Source organism: Blautia sp. HCP3S3_C12 (assembly GCF_052064155.1).
Taxonomy (GTDB): Bacteria; Bacillota; Clostridia; order Lachnospirales; family Lachnospiraceae; genus Blautia_A.
The window spans coordinates 17,798-44,734 of record NZ_JBQHWC010000012.1; the positions used below are offsets into that span (position 1 = coordinate 17,798).

The window sequence follows — 26,937 nt, forward strand, 5'->3', positions numbered from 1 at the left end:
GACAGAAGCTCCTGTACTTTTTTTATAAGGAAGTTATGGGAGGCTGTATGAGAACTCAGAGAGGGTATGAATCATAAGAAAGAAAAACATATCATTGCGTAATAGAAAGGGAAAAACATAAAATGCAGTTAGACAAGGAAAACATGAAAAAAATACGTTATCTCATTGCCTTTGCCATACTTTTGTATCTGGGTGTCCAGCATCTGGATATTGTGATCGGCACAGCTAAGGTACTTCTGGGCTTCCTCTTTCCGTTTATTCTGGGATGCGGAATCGCCTTTATCCTGAATGTGCCTATGAAATTTATTGAAAAGCATCTCTTTGGCAAGGCTGTAAAGCAGCAGAAAAAGGCAGCCATGAAGCTTGCCAGACCGGTAAGTCTGGTGCTTTCCATCTGTTTCCTGGTCTGTGTGCTTATCATTGTTATGCTGGTGGTAGTGCCGGAGCTGGGTGCAACTCTGGTGAGTGTTGCCAAAAAGATAGAGGAAAATATACCGGTGATCCAGAAGTGGATCGATACTACATTTGAAAATAATCCGGAGATCATAAAGTGGACCCAGTCTCTGGACATTGAGCCGGGAAAGATTATTAATTCTATGCTTGGAGTACTGAAAAGCGGTGTCGATAATTTTGTTTCCTCTACAGTATCCATTACTATAGGACTGCTGAGCACAGCTATGAATATATCCATTGGCTTTGTGTTTGCCTGCTATGTACTTCTTTCCAAGGAAAAGCTCCTTTGTCAGGTGAAAAAGGCCCTGTATGCTCTTTTACCGGAAAAGCCTGTGCGCTACCTGGCACATGTATGGAATCTGTCCAATCGGATTTTCTCCAGCTTTATTACAGGACAGTGTATTGAGGCTGTGATCCTGGGAAGCATGTTTTTTGTTTCTATGTCCATTCTCCGGTTCCCTTATGCCATGCTGGTGGGAGTGCTGATCGGTTTCACAGCCCTGATCCCATTGTTTGGAGGAATTATCGGATGCTGGATTTCCTTTTTTCTGATCCTTATGGTAAGCCCCATGCAGGCGGTGCTGTTCCTGGGACTTTTCCTGATCCTTCAGCAGATTGAGGGAAATCTGATCTATCCTCATGTGGTGGGAGGCTCTGTGGGACTTCCGTCCATATGGGTGCTGGTGGCTGTTACCCTGGGCGGCAGCCTGATGGGACTTGTGGGTATGCTGATCTTTATCCCGACAGTGTCCGTGATCTATACCCTTTTCAGGGAGTGGGTGTATGCCCGCCTGGACAAGAAGCATATGGTAACCTTATAACGTTTACATCAAGAAGTGGAGAATATACAGATGAAGATCAGGCATAAAAAATTAATTGCCTCCGGCATCGCCCTGTCCCTGGCCGGAGTCCTGGGAGCAGGTGCATTGCTGCAGACAAGTGTCTCCGTCCAGGCTTCCTATGCCATGATGCCCGGAATCGAGCAGATTGTAAAGGATACCTCTGAGGAAAAGCCATTTAAGATCCTGGAGATTGTGGACAATACAAATGAGGCGGAGATCGGCTACTATGTGTCAGGACAGGAACCCTATGTGAAATTGTATGAATATAAATATACGGACAGTGATGATCAGGAAAAGACTATGCACTTTCAATCACTGGAAGAGGGATTGTCCAAGCTTCCCAAACAGGAACTTCGCAAAGAATTTGCCATGAATGTGAAATTAGATAAAGATGGCAATATAGATACAAATAACAGTACCGGAATCAGGCAGATTCAAGATGTGTGTTATCAAGATGGTTCAAGTGCAGGAGAATCGAAAGATTATCCTCTTTCCTATAGTACCTATCAGGAGAAATATTTCCTTACCCAGGAAGAAAAGGATTCAAACGCATGGAAAGAAATCAAACAATTTATAAATCCAGCCACTAATGAACCTACAACATATACATATACAATAAAGGGAAACTATCAGGAAAATCCAGCCGGCACCGGTGATTATACTAAGAAAGAACAGCAGTATTATCCGATTCGTGAAAAGGCAAATGACACAGATACAGGAGATGCAGATAATCTAAATGCCAAGTACAGAGAAAATATTCAGAATTTTTACTATGCTGACAGTGACGGGGCAAATGCACCTTATTTTCTGGAATTTTCCGAAGTAGAGAATACTACTGTAAATAATGCACTGAATGAACCTTCAGGCCAGGGAAAGGAAACAATTCTTTCGGAATATAATTATGAAAATGGCAGATATGGATATTATGAAAATGTTTACAGTGACCTGACTACTGAAATTGCAAATAATATTTTCAACAAGAATTATACCTTCCCAGGCGAAAATCCTGCCAGCCCAGATGGAAAAAAGCTTCTTATTCAGGATAATACATCTGCTGCAAATGCTTTCTCGGCAGGTAGTGATGAATTTACATTCTTAGATGAAGGAAATGGGACAGAGCAAAGCAGTGTAGAAGACAATACAACCGGACAAAACCAGCCGGATGTTGCTGAGAGTGAACCTGAGATAGATTCAGGAGCAGCAGACGCGGGATTTTCCGATGGTGAATTTTCTTCTGGAGAATTAAATGCAGGAGAAAGTGATTTAGATTCAACTGATAGTAATAATCAGAACGGTAATGAGACTTCAAATCCGGAAGAGGAAACTGTCACAGATAATGAAGCAACAAAGCAGACAGACAATAATGGCGCAAATAGTATAAAAACACCTTTGATTACATATGCTCCATCATCAGGTGAAAACACTGGTTCTGATACAACGATAGACAAAACAAATACATCAGAAGATCCTCTGGTATATTATGGTATTACCATAGATCAGTACCCGTTTTATCAATACAAATTAATCAGTGATCTGAATACGATTAAAGCTAAGGCAATTAATGTTGATGAAAATCAAGGTCCTTCTTTTAATCTTGAGCAACAGCTTAGTGCGAATCCGATTTCAATAAACAATGGAACTCAATACTGTAATATCACCATTCAGGATGGACAGTACTGGTTCTGGTTATGGAACCAAGATGAAAATGTCAACAATGCTGTTAAATACCCAATATCTATTGTAACCCAGCGTCAGCCGGTAGCATACAGTGATATCCGCCAGCTTCCGGAGAATTTGGGATATAATTACTATTATAAGGTAGATAGAGTATATTTCTGCTGTAAAAAGGATGAAACTGTGGCAGTAGAAGGCCCCCATGCCTATAAATATTATGGCTGGTATTCACCTTCCTATGCTGATGAAAGTAATCCGTATATTCCTGTTAAAGACGGAGAAACACCAACTCATTATATTTCCGATGCCGAATATGAATTAACTCCGGGAACGGGAAATTATGATTTTATACCTGATGATAATGCCACAGAACAGAACGTAGAAGTAGATCATCTGTATTATCAGGGGGGATATACAAACCATGACTGGTTTAAACAGTATGTGTTCCATCTGGAACCGGGTGAAGCGGGAAGTGATGAGCGGAAACAGTTTGATGCCTTTAAAATCGAGGTAACTACCATAACGGCAGATGAGTTTAATGAGGAATATGGAAGTGCTGAGAAAACGGCATCCGCGACATTCGGTGACAGTGAAGTTACGGAAACAACTAATGATGGCGATAGCACTGATTCCGATCTTTCATCAGCAGATGATAGTGTAATCTCAGATGATACACAGGCAGGCAACTCTCAGACCGATGATATCCAGTCAGATGATGTGCAGACAGACAACACCTCTGATAGTCAGAATACCGGCACTCAAGACACAAACGAAGCCCCGACAGAAGATCAGACAGCAGCTCAGAATGAAGGAGATACTTCAGAAGTAGAGCCAATGGTCAGTGAAGCGGGTGTGGAACTGGTGTCTATTGAGAAAGAAATCAGTGATAGTAACAATTCAGATGTCGAATCTGAGTCTGACAATTCAGTTACTGCAGATTTTCAGGATGGATCAGACACAGAAGAACAAAATGCAACAGCCCCGGCAGCAACAGATACCAGTTTGCTTGAGGAAGATAATGCTCAGATATCATCTGATGGATCCGATGAAGAAGAATTTACTGATACAGCAGAGGAACAGACTGTATTTTCAGCCGGAGATACAGACACAGCAGAAACACTCAGCCCATTAGCGGAATATGGACTTATCTATGTGAACGGAAATATCAATACGGTTGGATTTCAGAAAATATATAACAGTGCAAAAATCGACAAAAGTATCCCTTGTATAATCAATGCTGGTAAATTGGTAAAGCCTGGTGAAAGATCGAATTTAAAACAGGCAGTGATAAATGTAGAAAAAACCAATGATACTGATGGACACTATGTAAATACCTGCGTATATTTCTTTAAGAACACCTTAAATGGACAATCGGAGAATTTAATAAATACTTCTTTTCACCAGAAGCTTAATTTGACGGATGGTGGTATCACAGATGGCAGTAATCCGTTAGAAGGATTTGAGGAGATTTCAAATTATATTAAGCTTGAAAATAAATACCGAGGTATTGGCGAAACAGAAAATAATGATTTGAATGAGAATCTGGAAGAGGAAAATACCGAGAAGCTTCTTAGTGAAGATATTTCGCAGGCTCGTGCCATTGAGTATATTATTAACTATAAATATAAAAGAAAAATAAATACTAAAACAAATATAAAGGTATTGGAAATAGAGCCTTTTGCTTGTAGTGCCCAGATTGATCAATCTAAGGTTTTGGATTGGTTAGATGGAAATCTGATTGAAAATGTTACTGCGTGTTGTTGGCATAACGGTGAAGAACCAAAGAAAGCAAAGGATAATGATAAAAACACGAAATGGCACAGCGCATATAAATCTGGCAATAGTGATTTTGGAAAATGTCATTTTCGTGATACGGTTACAGATAATTCCTCTATACAAGAGAAAATGCAACATGCAGAAACTGAGGGGGAAAGTAAACATTGGATAGAGTTTTCATTAAAAACTGCAACAGATATTACCGGGTTTAAATATCAGAGCAGACAAGATGGTAATACCAATGGGACTTTAGTAGAGTATTCAGCTTGTCTGACAAATGAGAGTGGCACCCAAATTACAATCACTGGTTCTGCTGGTGATGTGAGCAATAAAAATCTTCGAGTAATTAATTTCAACAAACCAGTACCAGGTGTGAAAAAAATCAGACTTACATTTGTTGCAACACAAGATAAGAAGTATGCTTCATGTGCTGAGTTTGAGGTGATCGAAGCTGAGGACTCTAATAAAAAAGATTCAAGAAAAGTTACCGTAGATACTATGACAGCTGCGGAGTTTGTTGGTCATATTGATGACATTGCGTCAGAATATGATTTGATTTATATCGGTGATGGAAAGAATGGAAATCCTGATAATGCTCATGGAAATACACTTCTTACCGGACCGAATGGTAAATTATATTCTCATGTTGGAGATATAGTCTCGATTGAAAGTGGATTAAGTGAGAATGAAAATAACAGTAAATTATCTAAGCTTCTTGGACAGCTTGATAATGAATATGATCAGAGCTGGCCGGGAGATACCAATTATAAAAAACGTTTTGCACCCGTTTCTACTTATCGTGAGAATGGCGCAGGATATTTGCGCGGTTCGGGAAACGATATGACCAGACAGGAATGTGAAGAATTAGTTAACTTTGTAAAAAGTGGTTATCCTGTTGTGCTGGGTAATGCACTTGTAAATGATCAAGGTAAGGTTAATGAGAACAAAGTAGATGCTTCTTCCTATTATTATGAATTTATAGAAAAAGCATTGGATTATCCAAATGTAATTACGCGTTCCGAAGCGGCTCAAGAAGGCAAACTCAATTCCTTTTATGTTGATTTGGCAAAACCGGTTATCAAATTTGCTGAGAATGGTGGAAGACCGCCAGAACCAACGAGACTTAATGAAACTGTGCAAAGTGGTCAGGGTGCTATACAGAATCAGAAATTAGAATATACTTTCACAATTGAGAATGATTCGGATTCAGCGCCTGCTACAAGTACATATGATTGTAAACTGTATTTTGACTTGAATTTTGATGGCAACCTGTCTGAAAAGGAAGTGCAGGACAAGTATATGTCGATTACTGATTCAAAAGGAAAAGTACTTTCACAAGTTGCCTACGGAACAGATGATCTCAGATATCAGTTAAAAATTGGAGAACAGTATACAGTAACAAGAAAAATCCCGGCAGATTATTATAAGCTGATCACGTGGAAACTGGTAATTACAAATAACGATAACACGTATATCCATACATCTGAGACAGGGTATTCCAAACAGGATCTTCCGAATGGAACGAAGAAACAGGAAATAAAAGTACTACAGATAATGCCGGATAACGGGGGTAAATGGAATTTAGAGCAGGATGCAAAAAAGATTATAAAGCAGGATGCAAAAGAGATTAAAGGAGTATTAAACGAAGCTCTTAGTCAAATACAGGATTTTGAAATTGAAATTAAAAGTGATACAGTAAGCCAATATGTTCGAAAAAATGGATGTAATACAAAGGAAGACTATCTTAATTATCTAAAAAATTATCAGATTCTTATTATTGGGTTTGATGATGTATATCCTGATATTTCGAATGATAAGGGACAGGTTGATGCAATACGTGAATATATTAAATCAGGACGAAGCGTAATTTTTTCACATGACACAACTTCTTATCTCAGTTATTCGTATGGAACAGTAAAAGGACAGAATAGTCCTGTCGGTACAAGAGTTTCGGATGTTGATCCTAAAATTGCAAAAACTACAGAAAATCCAAATGATTTTTATTCAGTTTTCTATGATCCATTTTTGAGTGCTCAGAATGGTGCAGGGAATTATGTACCTAACTGGCGCTATAATCCCTCATGGGGAATTTCGCTAAACAATGTTTTGCGTTCGATTGTAGGCATGGACCGTTATGGAATTACTCTGACAGATAAAACAATTTCGGATAATTTATCAATATCAACATTGCTGAAACGAGGAGGGGAATTGAAGTCTTCTGTCATTGATTTTCGTACATTATTGAAAAATGCAGGTGATATTGCATATATAAATGGAGATGAAAATAGAGCATCCAGTTATGCACAGACGCAGGCTTTTACCAATGCATTGCTTAGAAAAAAAAATCAGGGCGGAGAGGCAAAAACCACTACGGCAACAAAACTAAATGATGGAGCAATTACTCAATATCCCTATCGGATTGGAGCAAAACAAGATGGAACGGTGTCTGATAGTATAACTATTGCCGAGACACATGGTCAGTATTATCAGCTGGCACTGGAAAAAGATATAGATATTAATGGAAACAGTGACGGGAAAACAGATATTGTTGTGTGGTATTGTCTGTCTGGAAACAATGGAGATGTTTATTCTGCATCTCCCAATGATGCAAGAAATTGTTACTATTATTACAGTAATGGAAATGTTATCTATACTGGAACTGGTCATAGCAGTTTAAAAGAAAATACGGATAAAGATGAAATATATTTATTTGTTAATAGTATTGTTGCGGCGGCAAATGTTACAGCTGTAAATCCCTATGTTGATTTTGTAAAAGAATTAAATCCTTCAGCACAGACAGAGAAAACCAGATATTATGCTACAGACCAGGCAGAATGGACAACTGGTAATGTAAATGTAGTGGATAATAATATGGATTTCTACATTAATATAAAGGATTATAATATGGTCAGTGCCAGTTTAAGTGAAGAAGATCAAAAAAAAGAAGATATGATAGTTAACTTCTATATTGGAGAATCTGAGAATAATAAATCTCCTGTAAACTCTAATATAAACGAAGCAGGTGGAATGACTCCATATGGGGATGGGAAAAGTAATATACATTGTTCAAATGATGGATTTCACCTGGGAAGAACATCTAATAATGCATATAAGATAAAGCTTACGAATATGGAGAACTTCTTAAAATCTTCTTCTGGAAATGGATATACGCAGAATTGTAAGTTATTTGTAGAAGTGACCAGCAAGGTTACATTGTATGGTGAGGTGAAGACAAATACTTCGATTGCTTCTATCAACCTAAAACAACGCCAACTCTTTGATCTGGATTGATAAAAAATGGCTGTAAAGTTTATATAATAAAATTGTAAACTTTACGATACAATGGTTTCATGGATCATAATAGCAATGATACTGTGAAACCATTTGTTGATTTCACCAAAAATCAGCTCCAGGTTCCATAGATAATTTCGAATAAAGATATTTTATTGTAAATTTATGGATTCTGTGTTAAGCTTTAGGAAAGCTGTGAGAAGGGATAAACGAAATGAAGAAACGTCATTTTCCGGTGTTTCGTCTGTTTCTGGCGGTAATTGTGGCGGTTTTTGCCGTCGGTGCTGTAATGACCTGGGAGAGGGCCGTGCGTGATCCTGTGGAGGTGCGTACGCTGAAGAAGCAGGAGGTGGAGACCACAGATCAGGGACACCAGGAATATTATTTTAATCTGCTGGACGATGATGAGAAGCGGGGCTATCGTGAGATCCTGAAGGGGGTCCGGGCCCATGAGGAGAATTTCTACCTGTCTCTGGGCGGAGATGACCAGATCGACAGAGTTTATCACGCAGTGCTGAAAGATCATCCGGAGATTTTCTGGATACATAACAGGGAAAAGGTATTCAAGACCACTTACGATGGCAGGGATTACTGCAGATTTTCCCCGGGCTATACTTATACAGAGGAGCAGTGCCGGGAGATCGCCCAGGCAATGGAGGCTGCTTATCAGGAAATGGCTGCCCAGATCCCGGAGGGGGCGGATGACTACCAGAAGGTAATGACAGCTTATACTTATATTATTGATCATACAGCTTATGAGATTTCAGATGATGACCAGAGCATTGCCGGAGTTTTCTGGAAGAAAAAGGCAGTGTGTGCCGGTTATGCAGGTGCAGTCCAGTATCTGCTGGAGCGTCTGGATATCCCCTGTATCTATGTGGAGGGGGATGCAGCAGGCAGCACCCAGGGACATGCCTGGAATATTGTAGAGCTGGACGGTCAGTACTATTATGTGGATGCCACCAATGGAGACCAGCCGGAATTTCTGGAAGGGGATGCGGTTTCACTGGCTGAGCACAAGACTACGATTTATGATTATCTCTGTCCTTTTCCCCAGGAATATGAGAAGAATTATACACCATCGGAGGAATTTCAGGTTCCGGCCTGTACAGCCTGGGACAAAAATTTCTATGTGATGAACGGTGCCTGCTTTGACAGCTATGACAGAGAATCTGTATATGCTTTGTGCAGGCTCAGGATAGACAACAATGCAGCTGTGGTCAGATTTAAGTTCAGCAATGCAGATGCCTATGAAGCAGCTTATGAGGATCTGATCACAGAGGAGAAGATACAGGAGATTGCCAGGTATTATATGACAGTGCATGGTCTGCAGGAGATTTCTTATCATTACGGTGTCATAGACGGAATGTATACCATGTATTATATGTTCTGACAGATGTTTTGAGAAAGCCCGGGACATGCAGATCAAAAGTTTATTGGCAGTTTCCGGAGATGACTGAAAAGGAGTGACAGAATATGAGTTATTTTACAGATATTTTCGGCAATATGCCCCAGCTTGGCGAAAGGCTGACGGGTTCTGATATGTTTACACAGTTTTATACCATAATTTTCGGAGTACTTCTGGTACTGGGTATTCTGAACTGTGTGTTTGGCTACCGCCTGATCAGGTTCTGGATGATGGTGGGAGGCTTCTTTGTGGGAGCTGTACTGGCCTTTATCTGTGTCAGGTCTATGGACATTCAGGATAAGACTGTCTGGGGAGCGGCAGTTTTGGTAACAGGAATCATATTTGCAGTCATTGCATTTTTGATTTATAAAGCAGGTGTATTCCTGCTGGCAGCCGGTATTGGCTGGGCACTGAGTATTTATTTTATTCATCCTACCAGCTCGGCAGCGTTTTTTGCCTGTATTCTCATCGGGATCGCGCTTGGCACCCTGGCAGTGAAGTACTGCAGGGAGGTGCTGATCGTTGCCACAAGCCTGATCGGTGGTCTGATCGCAGGGGTCTCTCTGGGCAGGTTGGGAGGTCTGTCTGAGTTTCCATATGGGATCGGACTCAGTGCAGGCTTTGCTCTTCTGGGAATGTTGATCCAGTTTGCTATCAATAAACCTCATAGCGAGGATGAGGACGCAGAACCGGAGAACAGTGTAGAGCCGGAATACCCGGAAGAAACCGGAGAACCTGTAGAAGATAAAGTAGAAAAAGCGTACAGCCAGAGACGCAAAAGAAAAAGTACGAGTGACAGATAGTCACAGCCCACTATCGTAGAGATGAGTTTTGAAGAAGGAGGATGCGGATTATTGGGGGGCATAATCCGTACGTTATTTTAGATGACAAATGCAAACGACAGGAAACAGATACAGGATTATTATAAAATGCTGTTGTTCCTGAATGAGTCTACAAGTGATTTTTTCTTTCTGTGGGATATCAGGGAGAAGAAATTTCATTTTGCACGGGAACTGAACATTGCCCGTGAGAGCACTGGAGATGATGTTTGTACATATACCATGGATGATCTGCAGGCTGTGGCTTATCCCGATGACTGCAAGATGATCCTGCGCCAGCTGGGAAATGTTGCAGATGGCAATGAAGAGACTATGGATTTTGATTTCCGCTATCTGGACAGCTATGGCAAAAAGAATTGGATCAATGCCAGAGGTAAGGTGCTGAAGAACCATAAGCATCAGCCCTTTGTAGTGATGGGCTGTCTGTCCAGGCGTGTCCTGGCCGAAAAGGTTGACATGCTTACCGGACTGCTGAATTACAATAAAATGCTGGATAATCTGAACAGCAAGATTGCCCGGGGACACCGTGGACATCTGATAGTTTTGGGGATTGACGGATTCAGGGATGTGAATCAGCGGATGGGTCGTGAGTATGGTAATCATGTTCTGATCCGGAGTGCGGAGATTCTGGAAGGCCTGAAGGGTGAGAAAAACACAGTTTACAGACTGGACGGGGATCATTTTGCAGTGGATCTTGTGGGCTACAACAAGAAGGATGCAGAGGATTTCTATGCTCTGGTGAAGGAGAAAACAGCGGCGCTGTGCAGCTTTTCAGCAGGAATTGTCAGCTATCCTTTTGAAAAGGAAAAAGATGCAAATATATTGATCAGCTATGCGGAAAATGCTCTGGGTCGTGCCAAAGAGACTGGCAGGAACCGTATGGAGTATTTTTCTTCGGAGGATTATAACAAGACCTTGTCCAGGATTGAGCTTCAGCAGGAGATGAAGGAGAGCATCCGAAACAATTTTGAGGGCTTTGAGCTTTATTATCAGCCCCAGGTAACCTCCAATGAATATAAGCTTCACGGTGCGGAGGCATTGTTGCGCTATCGTTCCAGAAAGTTTGGATTTATGTCTCCGGTTGTGTTTATCCCCATTCTGGAGAAGAGCGGCATGATCGTTCCTGTAGGGAAGTGGGTAATGCAGCAGGCATTTGCCCAGTGTGCCAGATGGAGGAAACTGCAGGAGGATTTCAGCATCAGTATCAATGCTTCCTATGTGCAGCTGAGAGAGGCTTCTATTGTAAATGATGTGGTGGAAGCTGCCAGAGAGGCAGGGCTTCCGGGCAGAAATATTACAGTGGAAGTTACGGAGAGCATGCAGCTGCAGGATTATAATTATTTTAATAATATATTCTCTAATTGGCGTAATAAGGAAATTCATGTTTCTATTGATGATTTTGGAACCGGCTATTCTTCCCTGAGCTATCTCAAGGGTCTGGAGGTGGATGAGGTCAAGATTGACCGCTGCTTTATCCGCCAGATCCAGAAGAGCGCTTATAATTACCGGCTTCTCAGCAATATGCTGGAGCTGACCCACAGTGCCCGGATCCGGGTCTGCTGTGAAGGTGTAGAGGACGAGGAGGAGCTTCATTGTCTGGATACGCTCTTTCCGGAACTGATCCAGGGCTTCCTTTTTGGCAGACCTATGCCCGCACAGGAGTTTGAATATACCTGTCTGGTTCCCAACGATGCTTATATGCAGCTGATCCGACGCCTGACAGAGTATAATGAAAAGGAAAGACTGCATAAAGAGTGTACAGGCCAGACTGCAATTTCAGAACAGTTTGAGTACCGCAAAATCCTGGATCAGCTGGAGGAAATTGTGTATCTGGTGGATACGGAAAGTCAGGAAATATATTTCATGAATTCTGCAGCAAAGAAGCTGACCGGCGTTTATAATTATTTTGGAAGTAAATACAGTCAGATATTTGCAGGAGATGTAAGGGAAATTTCAGGCAACAGTATGGAAAAAGAGGAAAACGGCAGTTATCTGACCGAGAAAATGCTGTATGAGAAATACGGCCGTCTCCTCCGTGTGCGTGAAAGGGCGATGACTTATAACGGCAGACCGGCAGTTATGGTAGTTGCCTGGCCTGTAGAAGGGGAAAGCCGGCAGCAGGACCGCAGAGTGAGGGATGAGCTGTACGGCCTGAACCAGACTTTGGAGCTTTATGAGCTGGCTTTCAGAAAGAAACACCAGCCGGAACTGATCCAGGAAATTCTGGATTTTACGGGACATTATTATCAGAGCAGCCGGGTTTGTCTGTTTTTATATGATTCCAGAATGGATATCTGGCAGGATGTTTATTCTTATCTTGAAAAGGGTGTAATGGACAAAAAGCGTTTTCTTAAGCTGACAGCAGGGGATAGTATGCGTCCCTGGGCGAAGCTTCTGGAGGAAAAGCATGCTGTGTTTATCAGAAGTGCAGAGGAACTGAAGGAAAAGGATCAGATCCTCTGGAATGGATTTATGCTTCAGGATATTTATAATTGTATGCTCTGCAGTATCTGTGATCAGAATCATAAGGTTGTAGGGCTGGTCTCTGTGGATAATGCAGATTACTGCCGGGATGATCTGTTTCTGCTGAAAAAAGCAGGAAGGCTTTTGGAGAATGTTTTATTCTGCCAGAATGAAAAAACAGATATGACAGAGAGACTTCACAGGTATGTAGAGAAAACGCTGGATCATAATATTCTTTCCGCTACCCTTATAGGCTTGTGGAGCATCAAGATCAATAAGGATTCCGGCCAGGTTGTTATGCTGGCAGATGACAATATGCACCTCCTTATTGAGGCAGACAAGGATGCATCACCTGTACAGTGCTACAGGAACTGGTTTGAGAATATTCATCCGGATTATATCCATTATATTCATAATGTAATGGATACGATTATTACCACAGGCCAAACTGTGGAGGCTTCCTATCCATGGAGGCATTCGGAGAGAGGCTGGGTAAATGTACGATGTGTGGGAGTTAAAACCTCTGAGACAGATAGGATTATTACCATTGAGGGGTATCATCGTCTGATCGATGACTTGCAGCAGATGAAGGCTGTGCCGGATTCCGGGTACACAACTCAATAAGACAGGGAAGCACCGGATGCGTTTTGCCATATAGGTAAGCGGCAGAGCACGTATGACAACAGAAAGGAATGACAGAGAATGGCAAAGGAAGCTAAGACAAATGCAATGAGAATGCTGGACAGACAGAAGGTGAGGTATGAGACCTTTACTTATGAATGTGATGAATTTATAGATGGACTTCACAGTGCAGATAAGATTGGGGCACCTTATGACCAGTCTTTTAAAACCCTGGTGATGGAGGGCAAAAGCGGCGGTTATTTTGTGTTCGTAGTCCCCATTGAGAAAGAAGTGGACAGAAAGGCTGCTGCCAGAGCTGTAGGTGAGAAGACAGTGGACATGATCCATGTAAAGGACATCACCAAGATTACAGGCTATGTAAGAGGAGGCTGCAGCCCTCTGGGAATGAAGAAGCCATATCCTGTGGTATTTGATGCATCAGCAGGTAATTTCAGTGAGATTTATGTCAGCGGCGGCCGGATCGGACTTACCCTGAAGGTGCCTCTGGAGGATCTTCTGAAGGTTACAGGAGGAAAACTGGCAAATATTACCATGAAGCAGGAGGACTGAGTGCCGGAGGCTGACAGCAGAGCGGGTTTCTGACGGAAACGGTGAAAACAGAAGATATATATAATATAAGAAAAGGTTCGCAGAAGAGCTCATAACTCCGGTGCGAACCTTTTTTTGTGATGTTAGTTATCTTTAGTTATCGGAAGCATCTTCCTCATTGATTTCGAATACGTGACGTTTCTTAGCCATCTCATCACTTGCCAGATATTCATCGTAGGTTGTGATCTTGTCGATCATGGTTCCGTTTGGAAGGATCTCCATAATACGGTTGGCTGTGGTCTGTACAAACTGGTGGTCATGGGAGGTGAAAAGGATCACGCCCGGGAATTTGATCAGTCCGTTGTTCAGTGCGGTAATGCTCTCCATATCCAGATGGTTGGTTGGCTCATCCAGAATCAGGATGTTAGCACCGGAGATCATCATTTTGGAGAGGAGGCAGCGAACCTTCTCGCCACCGGAAAGTACGCGGACACGTTTCACGCCGTCCTCGCCCGGGAAAAGCATACGTCCCAGGAAGCCTCGTACATAGGTGGCATCCTTGATTTCGGAGTACTGAGTCAGCCAGTCTGTGATAGTCAGGTCGTTATCAAACTCTGCAGTGTTGTCTTTGGGGAAATAAGCCTGTGTTGTGGTTACACCCCATTTATAATTACCTTCATCCGGTTCCATTTCGCCGGTAATGATCTTGAAGAAGGTTGTGATAGCCTGTTCGTTGGCACCTACAAAAGCAACCTTATCCTCACGGCCCAGTGTGAAGGAGATATTGTCCAGAACCTTTACTCCGTCGATGGTTTTGGAAAGTCCCTCTACCATAAGTACTTCGTTACCGATCTCGCGGTTTGGACGGAAGTCGATATATGGATACTTACGGCTGGACGGACGCATATCATCCAGCTGGATTTTCTCCAGGGCACGCTTACGGGAGGTAGCCTGTTTGGATTTGGAAGCGTTGGCGCTGAAACGGGAGATGAACTCCTGGAGCTCCTTGATCTTTTCTTCCTTTTTCTTGTTGGCTTCCTTCATCTGTTTTACCAGTAGCTGGCTGGACTCAAACCAGAAGTCATAGTTACCTGCATAGAGCTGGATCTTGCCATAGTCAATGTCAGCGGTATGGGTACAGACTTTATTCAGGAAATAGCGGTCATGGGAAACTACGATGACTGTATTGTCAAAGTTGATCAGGAATTCCTCAAGCCATTCAATAGCAGGCAGATCCAGGTGGTTGGTAGGCTCATCCAGAAGCAGGATATCCGGGTTACCGAAAAGTGCCTGGGCAAGAAGTACCTTTACCTTCTGGCTTCCTGTCAGGTCAGCCATCTGTGAATAATGAAATTCTGTCTCAATACCAAGACCATTCAGGAGAGTAGCTGCATCGGATTCTGCTTCCCATCCGTTCATCTCTGCGAATTCGCCTTCCAGCTCACTGGCACGGATACCGTCCTCGTCTGTAAAGTCTTCTTTTGCATAGATGGCATCCTTTTCCTTCATGATCTCATAAAGTCTCTGGTTACCCATGATAACGGTGTCCAGTACTGTATAAGAATCATATTTGAAGTGGTCCTGCTGCAGGAAGGAGAGACGCTGTCCCGGTGTGATTACGATATCACCTTTGGTAGGCTCCAGCTGTCCGGAGAGGATTTTAAGGAAAGTAGATTTACCTGCTCCGTTGGCTCCGATGAGACCGTAGCAGTTTCCTTCTGTAAATTTGATATTTACGTCTTCAAAAAGGGCTTTCTTGCCCACACGTAAAGTAATATTGTTTGCTGAAATCATAGTTTACCTCTTTTTCATGAAATACTGTGATTGTGTTCTTTTATATAATAAAAATGCCTGCACCTGTTTTACCAGCACAGCCGCTTACCATTTTACATTAAAATAGGAAATTTGCAACAGTTTTTTGATTTTTTGTTTTCTTTTATTTACAAAAAAAATCTGCATTGGTATAATAAGGTTTGAAAATAATGAAATGCTGTGAGCAGAGAGGATATATAAGGAATGTTTATTACCAGAGAATGTGATTATGCAGTACGTGTGATCCGTGCACTGCAGGGGGAGAGCAGGCTCAGTGTGCCTGAGATCTGTGAGAAGGAAGCAATTACAGCCCCCTTTGCTTATAAAATACTTAAGAAATTACAGAAAGCGAAGATTGTGAAAGGCTACCGCGGTGTTCATGGAGGCTATTCCCTGGACAGAGGTGCAGATGAACTGACCTTATATGATGTATATGAGGCCATAGATCCGGGAATGTTTATTATTGAATGCCTGGATCCTCAGTTTGGCTGCGTGCGTGACGGACAGGACGGAATTCCCTGTCTGGTGCACAGAGAGCTGGCAGACATCCAGTCTCAGCTGTTTGCCATGCTTAAGAGAAAAACCTTACTGCAGATTCTGGAGGAGGCGTAAGCCTCTTCTTTTTTTGTTTTATGGGATAGTGTTGTGTGAACAGTAACACAATTGTATCTCATAAGATACAAAAACTTCCAAAACCAATTGCACATTTCGTAAAGATTATGTTATAATTTACTGTGAAATTTAGGGCATAAATTATATTGCCTTAAAAATAATACAATTTTCATCATACCTTTAAGGAGGAAAAACAAACTATGGCAAGAAAGATGAAAACCATGGATGGTAACCATGCAGCTGCTCATGCTTCATATGCATACTCAGATGTAGCCGCTATTTACCCGATCACTCCTTCATCTGTTATGGCGGAAGCAACAGATGAATGGGCAACCCAGGGAAGAAAGAACATTTTCGGACAGGAAGTTCAGGTAACTGAAATGCAGTCTGAGGCTGGTGCAGCAGGTGCTGTACACGGATCTCTGGCAGCAGGTGCTTTAACAACAACTTATACAGCATCTCAGGGTCTGTTACTTATGATCCCGAACCTTTACAAAATCGCTGGTGAGCAGTTACCTGCAGTATTCAACGTATCTGCACGTGCACTTGCTTCCCACGCACTTTCAATCTTCGGTGATCACTCCGACGTTATGGCCTGTCGTCAGACCGGATGTGCAATGCTCTGCGAATCTTCTGTACAGGAAGTTATGGACTTAACACCTGTTGCTCACCTTGCAGCAATCAAAGGTAAAGTTCCGTTCATCAACTTCTTCGATGGATTCCGTACATCTCACGAGATCCAGAAGATCGAGACATGGGATTATGAAGATCTGAAGGATATGGCAGATATGGATGCAATCGCTGCATTCCGTAACCATGCTCTTAATCCAAATCACCCATGTCAGAGAGGTTCTGCTCAGAACCCTGACATCTTCTTCCAGGCAAGAGAAGCATGTAACCCATACTACGATGCTCTTCCGGCAGTAGTACAGGAATACATGGACAAAGTTAACGCTAAGATCGGTACAGATTACAAATTATTCAACTACTACGGAGCTGCTGATGCAGATCACGTAATCGTTGCTATGGGATCTGTAAACGATACAATCGAAGAAACAATCGACTACCTTGCAGCAGCAGGAAAGAAAGTCGGTGTTGTTAAAGTTCGTCTTTACAGACCATTCTGTGCACAGGCACTTATCGATGCAATTCCGGATTCTGTAAAACAGATCACAGTTCTTGACAGAACTAAAGAGCCAGGTGCACTTGGCGAGCCTTTGTACCTTGACGTTGTAGCAGCATTAAAAGGCAGCAAATTCGACGGTGTAAAAGTATTCTCCGGACGTTATGGTTTAGGTTCCAAGGATACTACACCTGCACAGATCGTAGCTGTTTATGAAAACACTGCTAAAGAGAAATTCACAATCGGTATCGTTGATGATGTTACTAACCTTTCCCTTGAGACAGGTGCTCCGATCGTAACAACTCCTGAAGGAACAACAAACTGTAAATTCTGGGGCCTGGGAGCTGATGGTACTGTAGGTGCCAACAAGAACTCCATCAAGATCATCGGTGATAACACAGACATGTACGCACAGGCTTACTTTGATTATGACTCCAAGAAGTCCGGTGGTGTTACAATGTCCCACTTACGTTTCGGTAAAAAACCGATCAAATCCACATACCTGATCCACAAAGCAAACTTCGTAGCATGCCACAATCCATCCTACGTAAACAAATACAACATGGTTCAGGAACTTGTTGATGGCGGTACATTCCTTCTTAACTGTGCATGGGATATGGAAGGTCTTGAGAAACATTTACCAGGACAGGTTAAAGCATTTATCGCTAACCACAATATCAAATTCTACACAATCGACGGTGTTAAGATCGGTATTGAAACTGGCATGGGACCAACACGTATCAACACAATCCTTCAGTCTGCATTCTTCAAACTTACAGGAATCATTCCTGAAGAGCAGGCAATCGACCTTATGAAAGCTGCTGCTAAGGCAACATACGGACGTAAGGGTGATGATGTGGTACAGAAGAACTGGGCAGCTATTGACGCCGGTGCTAAACAGGTTGTTGAGATCCAGGTTCCGGAAAGCTGGAAAGATGCTGAGGACGAAGGTCTTCATATGACTCATGCAACAGAAGGACGTCAGGACGTTGTTGATTTTGTTAACAATATTCAGGCTAAAGTTAATGCTCAGGAAGGTAACTCCTTACCTGTATCTGCATTCAAAGATTATGTAGACGGTACTACACCATCAGGTGCAGCTGCATATGAGAAACGTGGTATCGCTGTAAACGTTCCAGTATGGAACCCAGAGAACTGTATCCAGTGTAACAGATGTTCTTATGTCTGCCCACATGCAGTTATCCGTCCGGTAGCTCTTACAGAAGAAGAAGCTGCTAACGCTCCAGAAGGAATGAAGACATTACCTCTGACAGGTATGAAAGAATACAAATTCACAATGTCCGTATCCGCACTTGACTGTACAGGATGTGGTTCTTGTGTAAACGTTTGCCCAGGTAAGAAAGGTGCGAAAGCACTTGCTATGGAAAACCTTGAAGCATGCGCAGACGAGCAGAAATACTTTGACTACACAGTGAAACTGCCGGTTAAAGAAGATGTTATCGCTAAATTTAAAGAAGCAACTGTTAAAGGCAGCCAGTTCAAACAGCCTCTGCTTGAGTTCTCAGGAGCTTGTGCAGGATGTGGTGAAACACCATACGCTAAACTGATCACTCAGCTGTTCGGTGACAGAATGTATATCGCAAACGCAACAGGATGCTCCTCTATCTGGGGTAACTCCTCACCATCTACACCATACACAGTAAACGCTAAAGGACAGGGTCCTGCATGGTCTAACTCTCTGTTCGAAGATAACGCTGAGTTTGGTTATGGTATGCTTCTTGCTCAGAGAGCTATCCGTGATGGTTTAAAAGCAAAAGTTGAAGACGTTGTTGCTAACGGAACAAACGAAGACGTTAAAGCAGCTGGTCAGGAATGGCTGGATACATTCTCTGTAGGTGCTACAAACGGCGCTGCTACAGACAAACTTGTTGCAGCTCTTGAAGCTTGCGGATGTGACAAAGCGAAAGAAATCCTTGCTCAGAAAGACTTCCTGGCTAAGAAATCCCAGTGGATCTTCGGTGGTGACGGATGGGCTTACGATATCGGATTCGGTGGTGTTGACCATGTTCTCGCAAGTGGACGTGACATCAACGTTATGGTATTCGATACAGAGGTTTACTCTAACACAGGCGGACAGTCTTCTAAGTCTACACCAACAGGTGCTATCGCTCAGTTCGCTGCAGGCGGTAAAGAGACTAAGAAGAAAGATATGGCATCCATCGCTATGAGCTATGGTTATGTATATGTTGCTCAGATTTCCATGGGTGCTGACTTCAACCAGACTGTAAAAGCTATTGCAGAGGCTGAGGCTTATCCGGGACCATCTCTGATCATCGCTTATGCTCCATGTATCAACCATGGTATTAAGAAAGGTATGTCAAAAGCTCAGACAGAGGAAGAATTAGCAGTTAAGGTTGGATACTGGCACAACTTCAGATTCAATCCTGCAGCAGAAGGAAACAAGTTCTCACTTGATTCTAAAGCTCCGAGCATGGAAGATTATCAGGCATTCCTTGACGGTGAGGTTCGTTACAACTCTCTGAAACGTCAGAATCCTGAGAAGGCTGCAAGACTGTTTGCTAAGAATGAGGCTGAGGCTAAGGCTAGATTTGAATATCTGCAGAAGCTGATCGCTCTTCACAGCGCTGAATAATCTTTCCGCTTTTTGAACGATTGATAAACAATAATATAAAATAAATAGATAGAGCTATTTATAGTGTCCAGACGATATATGGGCCGCGGTACTTTTGTATCGCGGCTCTTTTTTGCTTATTTTTGTCTGCCTGTTGACGACAATTTGACAACTGCTGTATATTTGTCTATAATCAGTAACGGTTTTATTATGATTTTGGTTTATAGCTGTAAAGTTACAGATGATTATAATTGATACAGAGAAAATAAAATTAGAGGAGCTGTTATGAGAAGGTTTGTCACGAAGGACAGTAAGAAGGATTTTTATATTTTATATACCCTTGCTTTTGCGCTGATTTCCGGGTTTATTTTTTATCAGTTTTCCCACAATGGGAAATCTCTGGTGTGGAGTCATGACGGGATTCCTCAGCATCTGAATTCCCTGGCCTATTATGGCAGGTATCTGAGGGAAATCCTGCACAGGATTTTTATAGAGCATAAGCTGTCTGTCCCTATGTGGGATATGAATATCGGTTATGGCTCGGATATTCTTACTACTTTACATTATTATGTGATCGGCGATCCGCTGATCCTGCTGTCTGTGTTTGTACCTGCGGATAAGACGGAGATTCTGTATGAGGTGCTGATCTTTCTGAGAATTTATCTGGCCGGGATTTCCTTCAGTATTTACTGCTTTTATCATAAGAACCCAAAGCAGGCGACGTTTATGGGGACTTTGATCTATATATTTGCAGGATGGACCATTTATGCAGCCATGAAGCACCCTTACTTTTCCAATCCTATGATTTATCTGCCCCTGGTGCTGATGGGGATTGATAAGATTTATAAAAGGGAGAAGCCATGGCTGTTTATCTGGGCGACTGCTGTTTCAGCTATGTCGAATTTCTATTTCTTTTATATGATCTGTATTTTTATGTTTATTTATGCGGCTTTCCGGTATTTTGGGATTTTCAGTGAGAGAAGTGTGAAGGATGTTCTGGGATGGCTGGTGAAGTTTATCGGGTATTATGCGGTGGCTTTGATGATTGCGGCGGTTATTTTTCTGCCGGTGATCATGACGCTTTTTGGTACGGACAGGTTTCAGGCTGAGAATTATGTGCCTCTTTTATATGATAAGATTTATTATGAGAAGTATCTGGGCGATCTGATCGGGGAGAATATGATCCAGTGGGGGGTTGCCGGGTATTCTGCTGTTGCTATGGCAGGTGTGTTTGTGCTTTTTTCCAGAAAGAAGAAGTACCTGGATCTGAAATTGGGATTTGGGTTGTTGAATCTGTTCTTGCTGGTGCCTTTCGCAGGGCATGCGCTCAATGGTTTCTCTTATGTGTCCAACAGGTGGATCTGGGCTTATGGGATGATGATTGCGTATATTTTCGTGAAGGCATATCCTGAGCTGTTTACTCTGACTGTGAGGGAAAAGAAGAAGATTTTTGTCATGACGGTGGCGTACTGTGTGCTGGCTTTATTTGCGCAGTCAGCCCGGACGCAGAGAAATATGGCAGCAGTGATCGTCTTGGTCCTGGCTGTGTTTACAGTTACCTCCTTTGGCAATATTTTCCTTCAGGGAAAATATATGTGCGGCATGCTTTCTGGACTTTTGGTGGTCAGTATTTTACTGAACGTATCCTATCAGTATTCCTATGAAAAGGATTATCTGTCTGAGTTTGCAGAAGCAGAGGATGTAATAGACAAGCTGGAATCTAATACAGATAAGGCAGTATTGAATACCGGAGACCAAGGGGTGTACAGATACGATCAGTATGGTGCTCTTCCTTATGATAATACGTCCATGTATATGGGTACCAACAGTACAGCCTATTATTTCAGCCTGGCTAACGGAAGTATCAGTCAGTTTTTTAATGAAATGTATCTGAATACGCCCTGGGAGCAGCATTATGAGAATCTGGACAGCAGGACGATCCTTGACCGTCTGGCTGCAGTGAAATATTTTGTGATCAGCGGCAATAATTACAAATATCTGCCCTATGGATATAACCGGGAAAAAGGTTCAGCAGGTAAGGGAAACAAAGAATGCAGGGCATATACAGGAGACAGCACACTGCCTCTGGGGTATACCTATGACAGTTACATTCCCAGGTCTGAATATGAAAAAATGGACGTTGTGAAAAAGCAGCAGGTTCTTCTGGACGGAGTTGTGCTGGAGGATAGTTCCCTGCCAAAAGCTTCTACTTATTTTGACGATGAATCTATGGATTACAGAATAGAACCGGGAGAGGGATGTACGGTATCTGACGGCAAAATTTATGTAACCCGTGAGGGTGCCAGCCTGAAGCTGGTCTTTAACGGACTGGCGGAATGTGAGACTTATCTTATTGCAGATGACCTGGATTATGACAGCCTTTCTCCCAGACAGCTGATCGGCAAAAAACAGTGGAACAGCCTGTCTGATTATGAGAAAAATAAAGTCTGGAATAAGGACAGTATGTGGCGTTACTGGAAAGAGACAAAGGAGGCGGCAATGTCAGTGGCCTCCGGTGATGTACAGAAAAGTATTAAGATTTTTACGGATAAATACAATGCATACAGTGGACGCCATAATTTCCTGTGCAATCTGGGATATTCCAGAATCTGCAGAAAGGTGATCACACTTACCTTTGAAAATACAGGCGTTTATACTTATGATAAGCTTCGTGTTGTATGCCAGCCTGTACAGGGAATCCAGGAAAAGACACAGGAGCTTGAGGCAGAAGCTCTTCAGAATATAAATCAGGAAGAGAACCAGATTACTGGAGAGATTACGGTTTCAGGCAAAAGGGCATTGGTTCTGGCAATTCCTTACAGCAAAGGCTTTACTGCTTATGTGGACGGGGAAAAGACAGAGCTTAAGAAGGCCAATACCATGTATATGGCAGTGGAACTGGAAGAGGGACATCATACAATACAGCTTATTTATTGCACTCCCTACATAAAAACCGGAGCAGTACTTACTCTGGCGGGGCTCCTTTTATATTTTATATTGGTATATAGAAGCCGCAGAAAGAAAACCTGTAGGTAAGAATAGACAGCTAACAGATTTGGTGTATAATAATTTTTGAAAGACAGACGAGGAGATAAGATGAAAAGATTATCAGTAGTACTTCCGGCATATAATGAGGAACTGATGGTGGGAAAGACCTGCCGGGTATTGAGGGAGGTTCTCACAGAGGCAGAGATCCCTTACGAGCTGGTGGTAGTAAATGACGGTTCTGCAGATGGTACCTGGGCGGAGATTGAAAAGGCAGGGAAAAAGGATCCAAATGTAACAGGAGTTCATTTCTCCAGGAACTTTGGCAAAGAGGCAGCTGTTTTTGCAGGACTGGCCCAGGCCTCCGGTGATGTGATCGCTGTGATGGACTGTGATTTACAGCATCCCCCGGCAACGCTGGTACAAATGTACCGCCTGTGGCAGGATGGATATGAAGTGATCGAGGGCGTCAAATCAGACAGAGGAAAAGAGGGCGCTGTCCACAAAAAGTGTGCAGAATTTTTCTATGGCATTATGACTAAGGCAACAAAGGTGAATATGAAGGATGCCTCGGATTTTAAGATGATGGACCGAAAGGCGGTGGACAGCATTTTGTCTATGCCTGAGAGAAATATGTTTTTCAGGGCTACCTCCTCCTGGGTAGGATTTAAGACTACCAGTGTCAGGTTTGAAGTACAGGAGAGAGAGGCAGGAGTCTCCAAATGGTCTCCCTGGTCTTTGGTGAAATATGCATTTACCAATATTGTGGCATTTACTACAGTTCCCCTGCAGTTTGTCACAGTAAGCGGACTGATCTGCTTTCTGTGTTCCCTGGCTTTGATGATCTATTCTCTGATTCAATATTTTGGAGGACGGGCAGTAGAGGGATATACCACCCTGCTTCTGGTGCTTTTGCTTATAGGAAGTGCTATCATGATCAGTCTTGGAATCATCGGATACTATATTGCCAAGATTTATGAGGAAGTGAAGCATCGTCCCCGCTATATTGTGTCAAAGATCATCCACGGAAGTGAAGAAGATTTGGAGCGTAGAAAATAAATGAAACAGCTGATAAAAAAATTATATGCAAGCTCTGTGGTGCGCTATGTGTTTTTTGGCGGATGCACCACACTGGTAAATCTGATCAGTTTTTATGTTTTGAGAAAGCTAAGGGTTGGGCTGAACATTGCCAATGTGATTTCCATTATACTGGCCATCCTTTTTGCCTATGTGGTAAATTCCAGGTTTGTTTTCCAGGATAAATGCCAAACTCTGGCAGACCACATCCGGCCCTTCTGCAAGTTTATCAGTGCCCGTCTTATGACCATGGTCATCGAGGTAGGAGGCGTCTGGCTGCTGGTGGCAAAGCTGGGAATGAATGATATGGTGGGCAAATTTGCCACACAGTTTATTGTTCTGATCCTGAATTATGTGTTCAGCAAATTCTTTGTTTTTACCACAGGAAAAAAGAATTCTAAGGAGAATTAAGGATATGAAAAGATATAGTACACTGGAGGAAACGCTTGCAGCGATCACACCTCTTGATAAGAAGGCAATGGAGACTGCCCAGAAGCGCTGGGACAGTATTGCAAAACCCCTCCATTCTCTGGGAAAGCTGGAGACACTTCTCATCCAGATCGCAGGAATTACAGGAAATCCGGATATTGATTTTTCCAGAAGGGCACTGGTTGCCATGTGTGCGGATAATGGAGTTGTGGAAGAGGGAGTGACCCAGACAGGCCAGGAGGTTACGGCGATTGTGGCTGAAAATTTTCTTAAGGGTGATACCAGTGTCTGTGCCATGTGCAGGCAGTGTAATGTTCTGGTTTATCCTGTGGATACAGGAATGGTGACAGATACAAAGGTCCGTACAGACCTGAAGGTTATGAAGGGAACCCATAATATGACCAAGGGTCCGGCTATGACCAGAGAGGAAGCAATCCGGGGGATCATGGCCGGTGTAACGGCAGCGACAGAACTGAAAGCTGAGGGATATCAGATCCTGGCTACCGGTGAAATGGGAATCGGAAATACCACTACCAGCAGTGCTGTGGCTTCTGTGCTCCTGGATCAGCCTGTAGAAACCATGACAGGCAGAGGGGCAGGTCTTACCAGTGAAGGTCTGAACCGAAAGGTAGCCGCCATTAAAAAAGCCATTGAGCTGAACCGCCCGGATCCTGCAGATCCTGTGGATGTACTGGCCAAGGTAGGTGGACTGGATATTGCAGGAATGGCAGGTGTGTTCCTGGGTGGTGCTGCCCTTCATATGCCGGTGCTGATGGATGGATTTATTTCCTGTGTGGCAGCTCTGATTGCTATGAAGCTTTGCCCTACAGCAGAAGATTATATTCTGGCTTCCCATGTATCAAAGGAGCCGGCTGCTCATCTGATTCTGGAGCATATGGGAAAGGAAGCAATCCTCCACGCAGATATGTGCCTGGGAGAGGGAACCGGTGCAGTAACCCTGTTCCCGGTATTGGATATGGCTGCAGCAGTTTATCACTCAATGAGTACCTTTGAGGATATTCATGTGGAGCAGTATGAGGAGTTAAAATAATGTTGATTCTTGTTACAGGGGGCAGCGGCAGTGGGAAGTCTGCCTTTGCAGAAGACCGCGTCCTTTCTCTGGGGGAGGCAAAGCGGATCTATATTGCTACCATGCACCCTTTTGACCAGGAGAGCTTTAAAAGGATTGAACGCCATCGGAAAATGCGGGCAGGCAAGGGCTTTGATACAATAGAATGCTATACAGGGCTGAAGGATGTACCGATTTCCGGGGACAGTGTGGTATTGCTGGAATGTATGTCCAACCTTACGGCAAATGAAATGTTTGAGGAAAATGGTGCTCATCAGAATACGGTAGAAGAGATTCTGGCTGGTGTACAGAAGCTGAAGGAGAGGGTCAGGCATATGGTGATCGTGACCAATGAGATTTTTTCAGATGGGGTTACATTTGATGAAGAGATGAATACTTATCTGAGATATCTGGGTGAGATCAATCAGGCTGTGGCAAAAATGGCAGATGAGGCAGTAGAAGTGGTATACGGGATTCCGATATACCTGAAGAAGACGGATAATAATAAATAATAATTGAGGAGTTTTTTATATATGAAATCCCTGTGGAATAATTTTAAGGTGGCATTTGCCATGTTTTCCAAAATTCCCATGCCCAGAGCTGACTGGACAAAGGAAAATATGAAATATATGTTTTGTTTCTTCCCTTTTATCGGTACTGTAATCGGTATATTGACAATGGCGGTGGCCTGGCTGGGACTGCGGTTTGGATATGAACCGGGATTTGTAACTGTAGTGCTGGTGCTGATACCGGTACTGGTGACCGGTGGGATCCATGTAGATGGACTTCTGGATACCTCTGATGCCCTCAGCTCCTGGCAGGAACGGAGCCGGAGACTGGAGATCCTGAAGGACTCTCATGCAGGGGCTTTTGCAGTGATCACTGCAGCCGTGTATTTTCTTACCTGGCTGGGTGCTTTCAGTCAGCTCTATGGAAGGGGAAATCTTCATGCCATAGGAATCCTCAGTCTTGGATTTATGGTTTCCAGGTGTCTGTCAGGAATTGGTGTGATCACCTTTCCCAAGGCAAAGGCAGATGGCACAGTAGCGCAGTTTTCCAGAAATTCTTCGGATGTGGTATCCAGAAATGTATTGATCTTTTATCTGGTACTTCTTCTGGCAGGGATGATGTGGATCCACCCTGTATGGGGACTGGCAGCCTTTGTGGCAGCTTTGCTGGTATTCTGGTATTATCATCATATGGCAATGAAATATTTCGGAGGAACTACAGGAGATCTGTCAGGCTTTTTCCTTTGCCTTTGTGAGGTGGGAATGGCTGTGGTACTGGCTGTGATTTCTAATTTCTAAAGAGGACGTGGGGT

At 43.0% G+C, this 26,937-nt stretch carries 15 protein-coding genes and 1 pseudogene; 14 read left to right on the forward strand and 2 right to left on the reverse strand.

The genetic code is table 11. The features are described from left to right. The first annotated feature begins 122 nt into the window (after window positions 1-122). The 4 genes from ACTNDS_RS10455 to ACTNDS_RS10470 all read left to right on the forward strand — a co-directional run bounded on the left by ACTNDS_RS10455 (window position 123) and on the right by ACTNDS_RS10470 (window position 10,247). Complete coding sequence (locus tag ACTNDS_RS10455; RefSeq protein ID WP_441035563.1) at window positions 123-1,274, forward strand: AI-2E family transporter; 1,152 nt, start codon at window positions 123-125, stop codon at window positions 1,272-1,274. Between the two features lie 30 nt (window positions 1,275-1,304). After that, entirely contained in the window at window positions 1,305-8,036 is a 6,732-nt protein-coding gene (locus ACTNDS_RS10460) for a DUF5057 domain-containing protein (protein WP_441035565.1), read from the forward strand. A 214-nt stretch (window positions 8,037-8,250) separates the two neighbouring features. After that, window positions 8,251-9,429 (forward strand): transglutaminase domain-containing protein, encoded by a 1,179-nt coding sequence (locus ACTNDS_RS10465; RefSeq protein ID WP_441035568.1) that lies wholly within the window; start codon window positions 8,251-8,253, stop codon window positions 9,427-9,429. Between the two features lie 83 nt (window positions 9,430-9,512). Beyond that, window positions 9,513-10,247 (forward strand): TM7S3/TM198-like domain-containing protein, encoded by a 735-nt coding sequence (locus ACTNDS_RS10470; RefSeq protein WP_441035571.1) that lies wholly within the window; start codon window positions 9,513-9,515, stop codon window positions 10,245-10,247. Here the strand turns inward: ACTNDS_RS10470 and ACTNDS_RS10475 are convergent. Further along, a pseudogene (locus tag ACTNDS_RS10475) lies at window positions 10,226-10,309 on the reverse strand (hypothetical protein); the annotation flags it as partial. The gene ACTNDS_RS10470 and the pseudogene ACTNDS_RS10475 overlap by 22 nt on opposite strands. Window positions 10,310-10,328: 19 nt before the next feature. Between ACTNDS_RS10475 and ACTNDS_RS10480 the strand changes: the two are divergent. Beyond that, the gene (locus ACTNDS_RS10480; RefSeq protein ID WP_441035573.1) at window positions 10,329-13,370 is read left to right on the forward strand and encodes a putative bifunctional diguanylate cyclase/phosphodiesterase; all 3,042 of its coding nucleotides are present in this window, start codon (window positions 10,329-10,331) and stop codon (window positions 13,368-13,370) included. A gap of 78 nt (window positions 13,371-13,448) precedes the next feature. Further along, on the forward strand, window positions 13,449-13,937 hold the full coding sequence (gene ybaK / locus ACTNDS_RS10485) for a Cys-tRNA(Pro) deacylase (RefSeq protein ID WP_441035575.1): 489 nt from the start codon (window positions 13,449-13,451) through the stop codon (window positions 13,935-13,937). 132 nt (window positions 13,938-14,069) lie between these two features. On the opposite strand, the gene ACTNDS_RS10490 is transcribed toward ybaK, so the two are convergent. Then, on the reverse strand, window positions 14,070-15,710 hold the full coding sequence (locus ACTNDS_RS10490) for an ABC-F family ATP-binding cassette domain-containing protein (RefSeq protein WP_019161885.1): 1,641 nt from the start codon (window positions 15,708-15,710) through the stop codon (window positions 14,070-14,072). A 222-nt stretch (window positions 15,711-15,932) separates the two neighbouring features. Between ACTNDS_RS10490 and ACTNDS_RS10495 the strand changes: the two genes are divergently transcribed. The 8 genes from ACTNDS_RS10495 (at window position 15,933) to cobS (ending at window position 26,923) form a co-directional block, all read left to right on the forward strand. Next, the gene (locus ACTNDS_RS10495) at window positions 15,933-16,340 is read left to right on the forward strand and encodes an RrF2 family transcriptional regulator (protein ID WP_173742428.1); all 408 of its coding nucleotides are present in this window, start codon (window positions 15,933-15,935) and stop codon (window positions 16,338-16,340) included. Between the two features lie 200 nt (window positions 16,341-16,540). Beyond that, window positions 16,541-20,077 (forward strand): pyruvate:ferredoxin (flavodoxin) oxidoreductase, encoded by a 3,537-nt coding sequence (gene nifJ / locus ACTNDS_RS10500; RefSeq protein WP_441035578.1) that lies wholly within the window; start codon window positions 16,541-16,543, stop codon window positions 20,075-20,077. A gap of 264 nt (window positions 20,078-20,341) precedes the next feature. After that, a complete protein-coding gene (locus tag ACTNDS_RS10505) occupies window positions 20,342-23,092 on the forward strand; it encodes a YfhO family protein (protein ID WP_441035580.1) in 2,751 nt (916 codons plus the stop codon). Between the two features lie 60 nt (window positions 23,093-23,152). Next, entirely contained in the window at window positions 23,153-24,100 is a 948-nt protein-coding gene (locus ACTNDS_RS10510; RefSeq protein ID WP_441035582.1) for a glycosyltransferase family 2 protein, read from the forward strand. Beyond that, window positions 24,101-24,529, forward strand: a complete 429-nt coding sequence (locus tag ACTNDS_RS10515) for a GtrA family protein (protein WP_173742424.1) — start codon at window positions 24,101-24,103, stop codon at window positions 24,527-24,529. Between the two features lie 4 nt (window positions 24,530-24,533). Beyond that, window positions 24,534-25,598 carry a nicotinate-nucleotide--dimethylbenzimidazole phosphoribosyltransferase gene (gene cobT, locus ACTNDS_RS10520; RefSeq protein WP_441035585.1) on the forward strand — a complete coding sequence of 355 codons (1,065 nt, stop codon included), beginning with the start codon at window positions 24,534-24,536 and terminating at the stop codon, window positions 25,596-25,598. Next, window positions 25,598-26,128, forward strand: coding sequence for a bifunctional adenosylcobinamide kinase/adenosylcobinamide-phosphate guanylyltransferase (locus tag ACTNDS_RS10525; RefSeq protein ID WP_441035587.1), 531 nt, complete (start codon window positions 25,598-25,600; stop codon window positions 26,126-26,128). The genes cobT and ACTNDS_RS10525 overlap by 1 nt, the downstream gene beginning before the upstream one ends. Window positions 26,129-26,149: 21 nt before the next feature. Then, on the forward strand, window positions 26,150-26,923 hold the full coding sequence (gene cobS, locus ACTNDS_RS10530; RefSeq protein ID WP_173742421.1) for an adenosylcobinamide-GDP ribazoletransferase: 774 nt from the start codon (window positions 26,150-26,152) through the stop codon (window positions 26,921-26,923). Window positions 26,924-26,937: the final 14 nt, after the last annotated feature.

Bases quoted from the DNA above. Each gene is read 5' to 3' on its own strand.
- ACTNDS_RS10455 (WP_441035563.1), top strand. From the start codon at position 123: ATGCAGTTAGACAAGGAAAACATGAAAAAAATACGTTATCTCATTGCC.
- ACTNDS_RS10460 (WP_441035565.1), top strand. From the start codon at position 1,305: ATGAAGATCAGGCATAAAAAATTAATTGCCTCCGGCATCGCCCTGTCC.
- ACTNDS_RS10465 (WP_441035568.1), top strand. From the start codon at position 8,251: ATGAAGAAACGTCATTTTCCGGTGTTTCGTCTGTTTCTGGCGGTAATT.
- ACTNDS_RS10470 (WP_441035571.1), top strand. From the start codon at position 9,513: ATGAGTTATTTTACAGATATTTTCGGCAATATGCCCCAGCTTGGCGAA.
- ACTNDS_RS10480 (WP_441035573.1), top strand. From the start codon at position 10,329: ATGACAAATGCAAACGACAGGAAACAGATACAGGATTATTATAAAATG.
- ybaK (WP_441035575.1), top strand. From the start codon at position 13,449: ATGGCAAAGGAAGCTAAGACAAATGCAATGAGAATGCTGGACAGACAG.
- ACTNDS_RS10490 (WP_019161885.1), bottom strand. From the start codon at position 15,710: ATGATTTCAGCAAACAATATTACTTTACGTGTGGGCAAGAAAGCCCTT.
- ACTNDS_RS10495 (WP_173742428.1), top strand. From the start codon at position 15,933: ATGTTTATTACCAGAGAATGTGATTATGCAGTACGTGTGATCCGTGCA.
- nifJ (WP_441035578.1), top strand. From the start codon at position 16,541: ATGGCAAGAAAGATGAAAACCATGGATGGTAACCATGCAGCTGCTCAT.
- ACTNDS_RS10505 (WP_441035580.1), top strand. From the start codon at position 20,342: ATGAGAAGGTTTGTCACGAAGGACAGTAAGAAGGATTTTTATATTTTA.
- ACTNDS_RS10510 (WP_441035582.1), top strand. From the start codon at position 23,153: ATGAAAAGATTATCAGTAGTACTTCCGGCATATAATGAGGAACTGATG.
- ACTNDS_RS10515 (WP_173742424.1), top strand. From the start codon at position 24,101: ATGAAACAGCTGATAAAAAAATTATATGCAAGCTCTGTGGTGCGCTAT.
- cobT (WP_441035585.1), top strand. From the start codon at position 24,534: ATGAAAAGATATAGTACACTGGAGGAAACGCTTGCAGCGATCACACCT.
- ACTNDS_RS10525 (WP_441035587.1), top strand. From the start codon at position 25,598: ATGTTGATTCTTGTTACAGGGGGCAGCGGCAGTGGGAAGTCTGCCTTT.
- cobS (WP_173742421.1), top strand. From the start codon at position 26,150: ATGAAATCCCTGTGGAATAATTTTAAGGTGGCATTTGCCATGTTTTCC.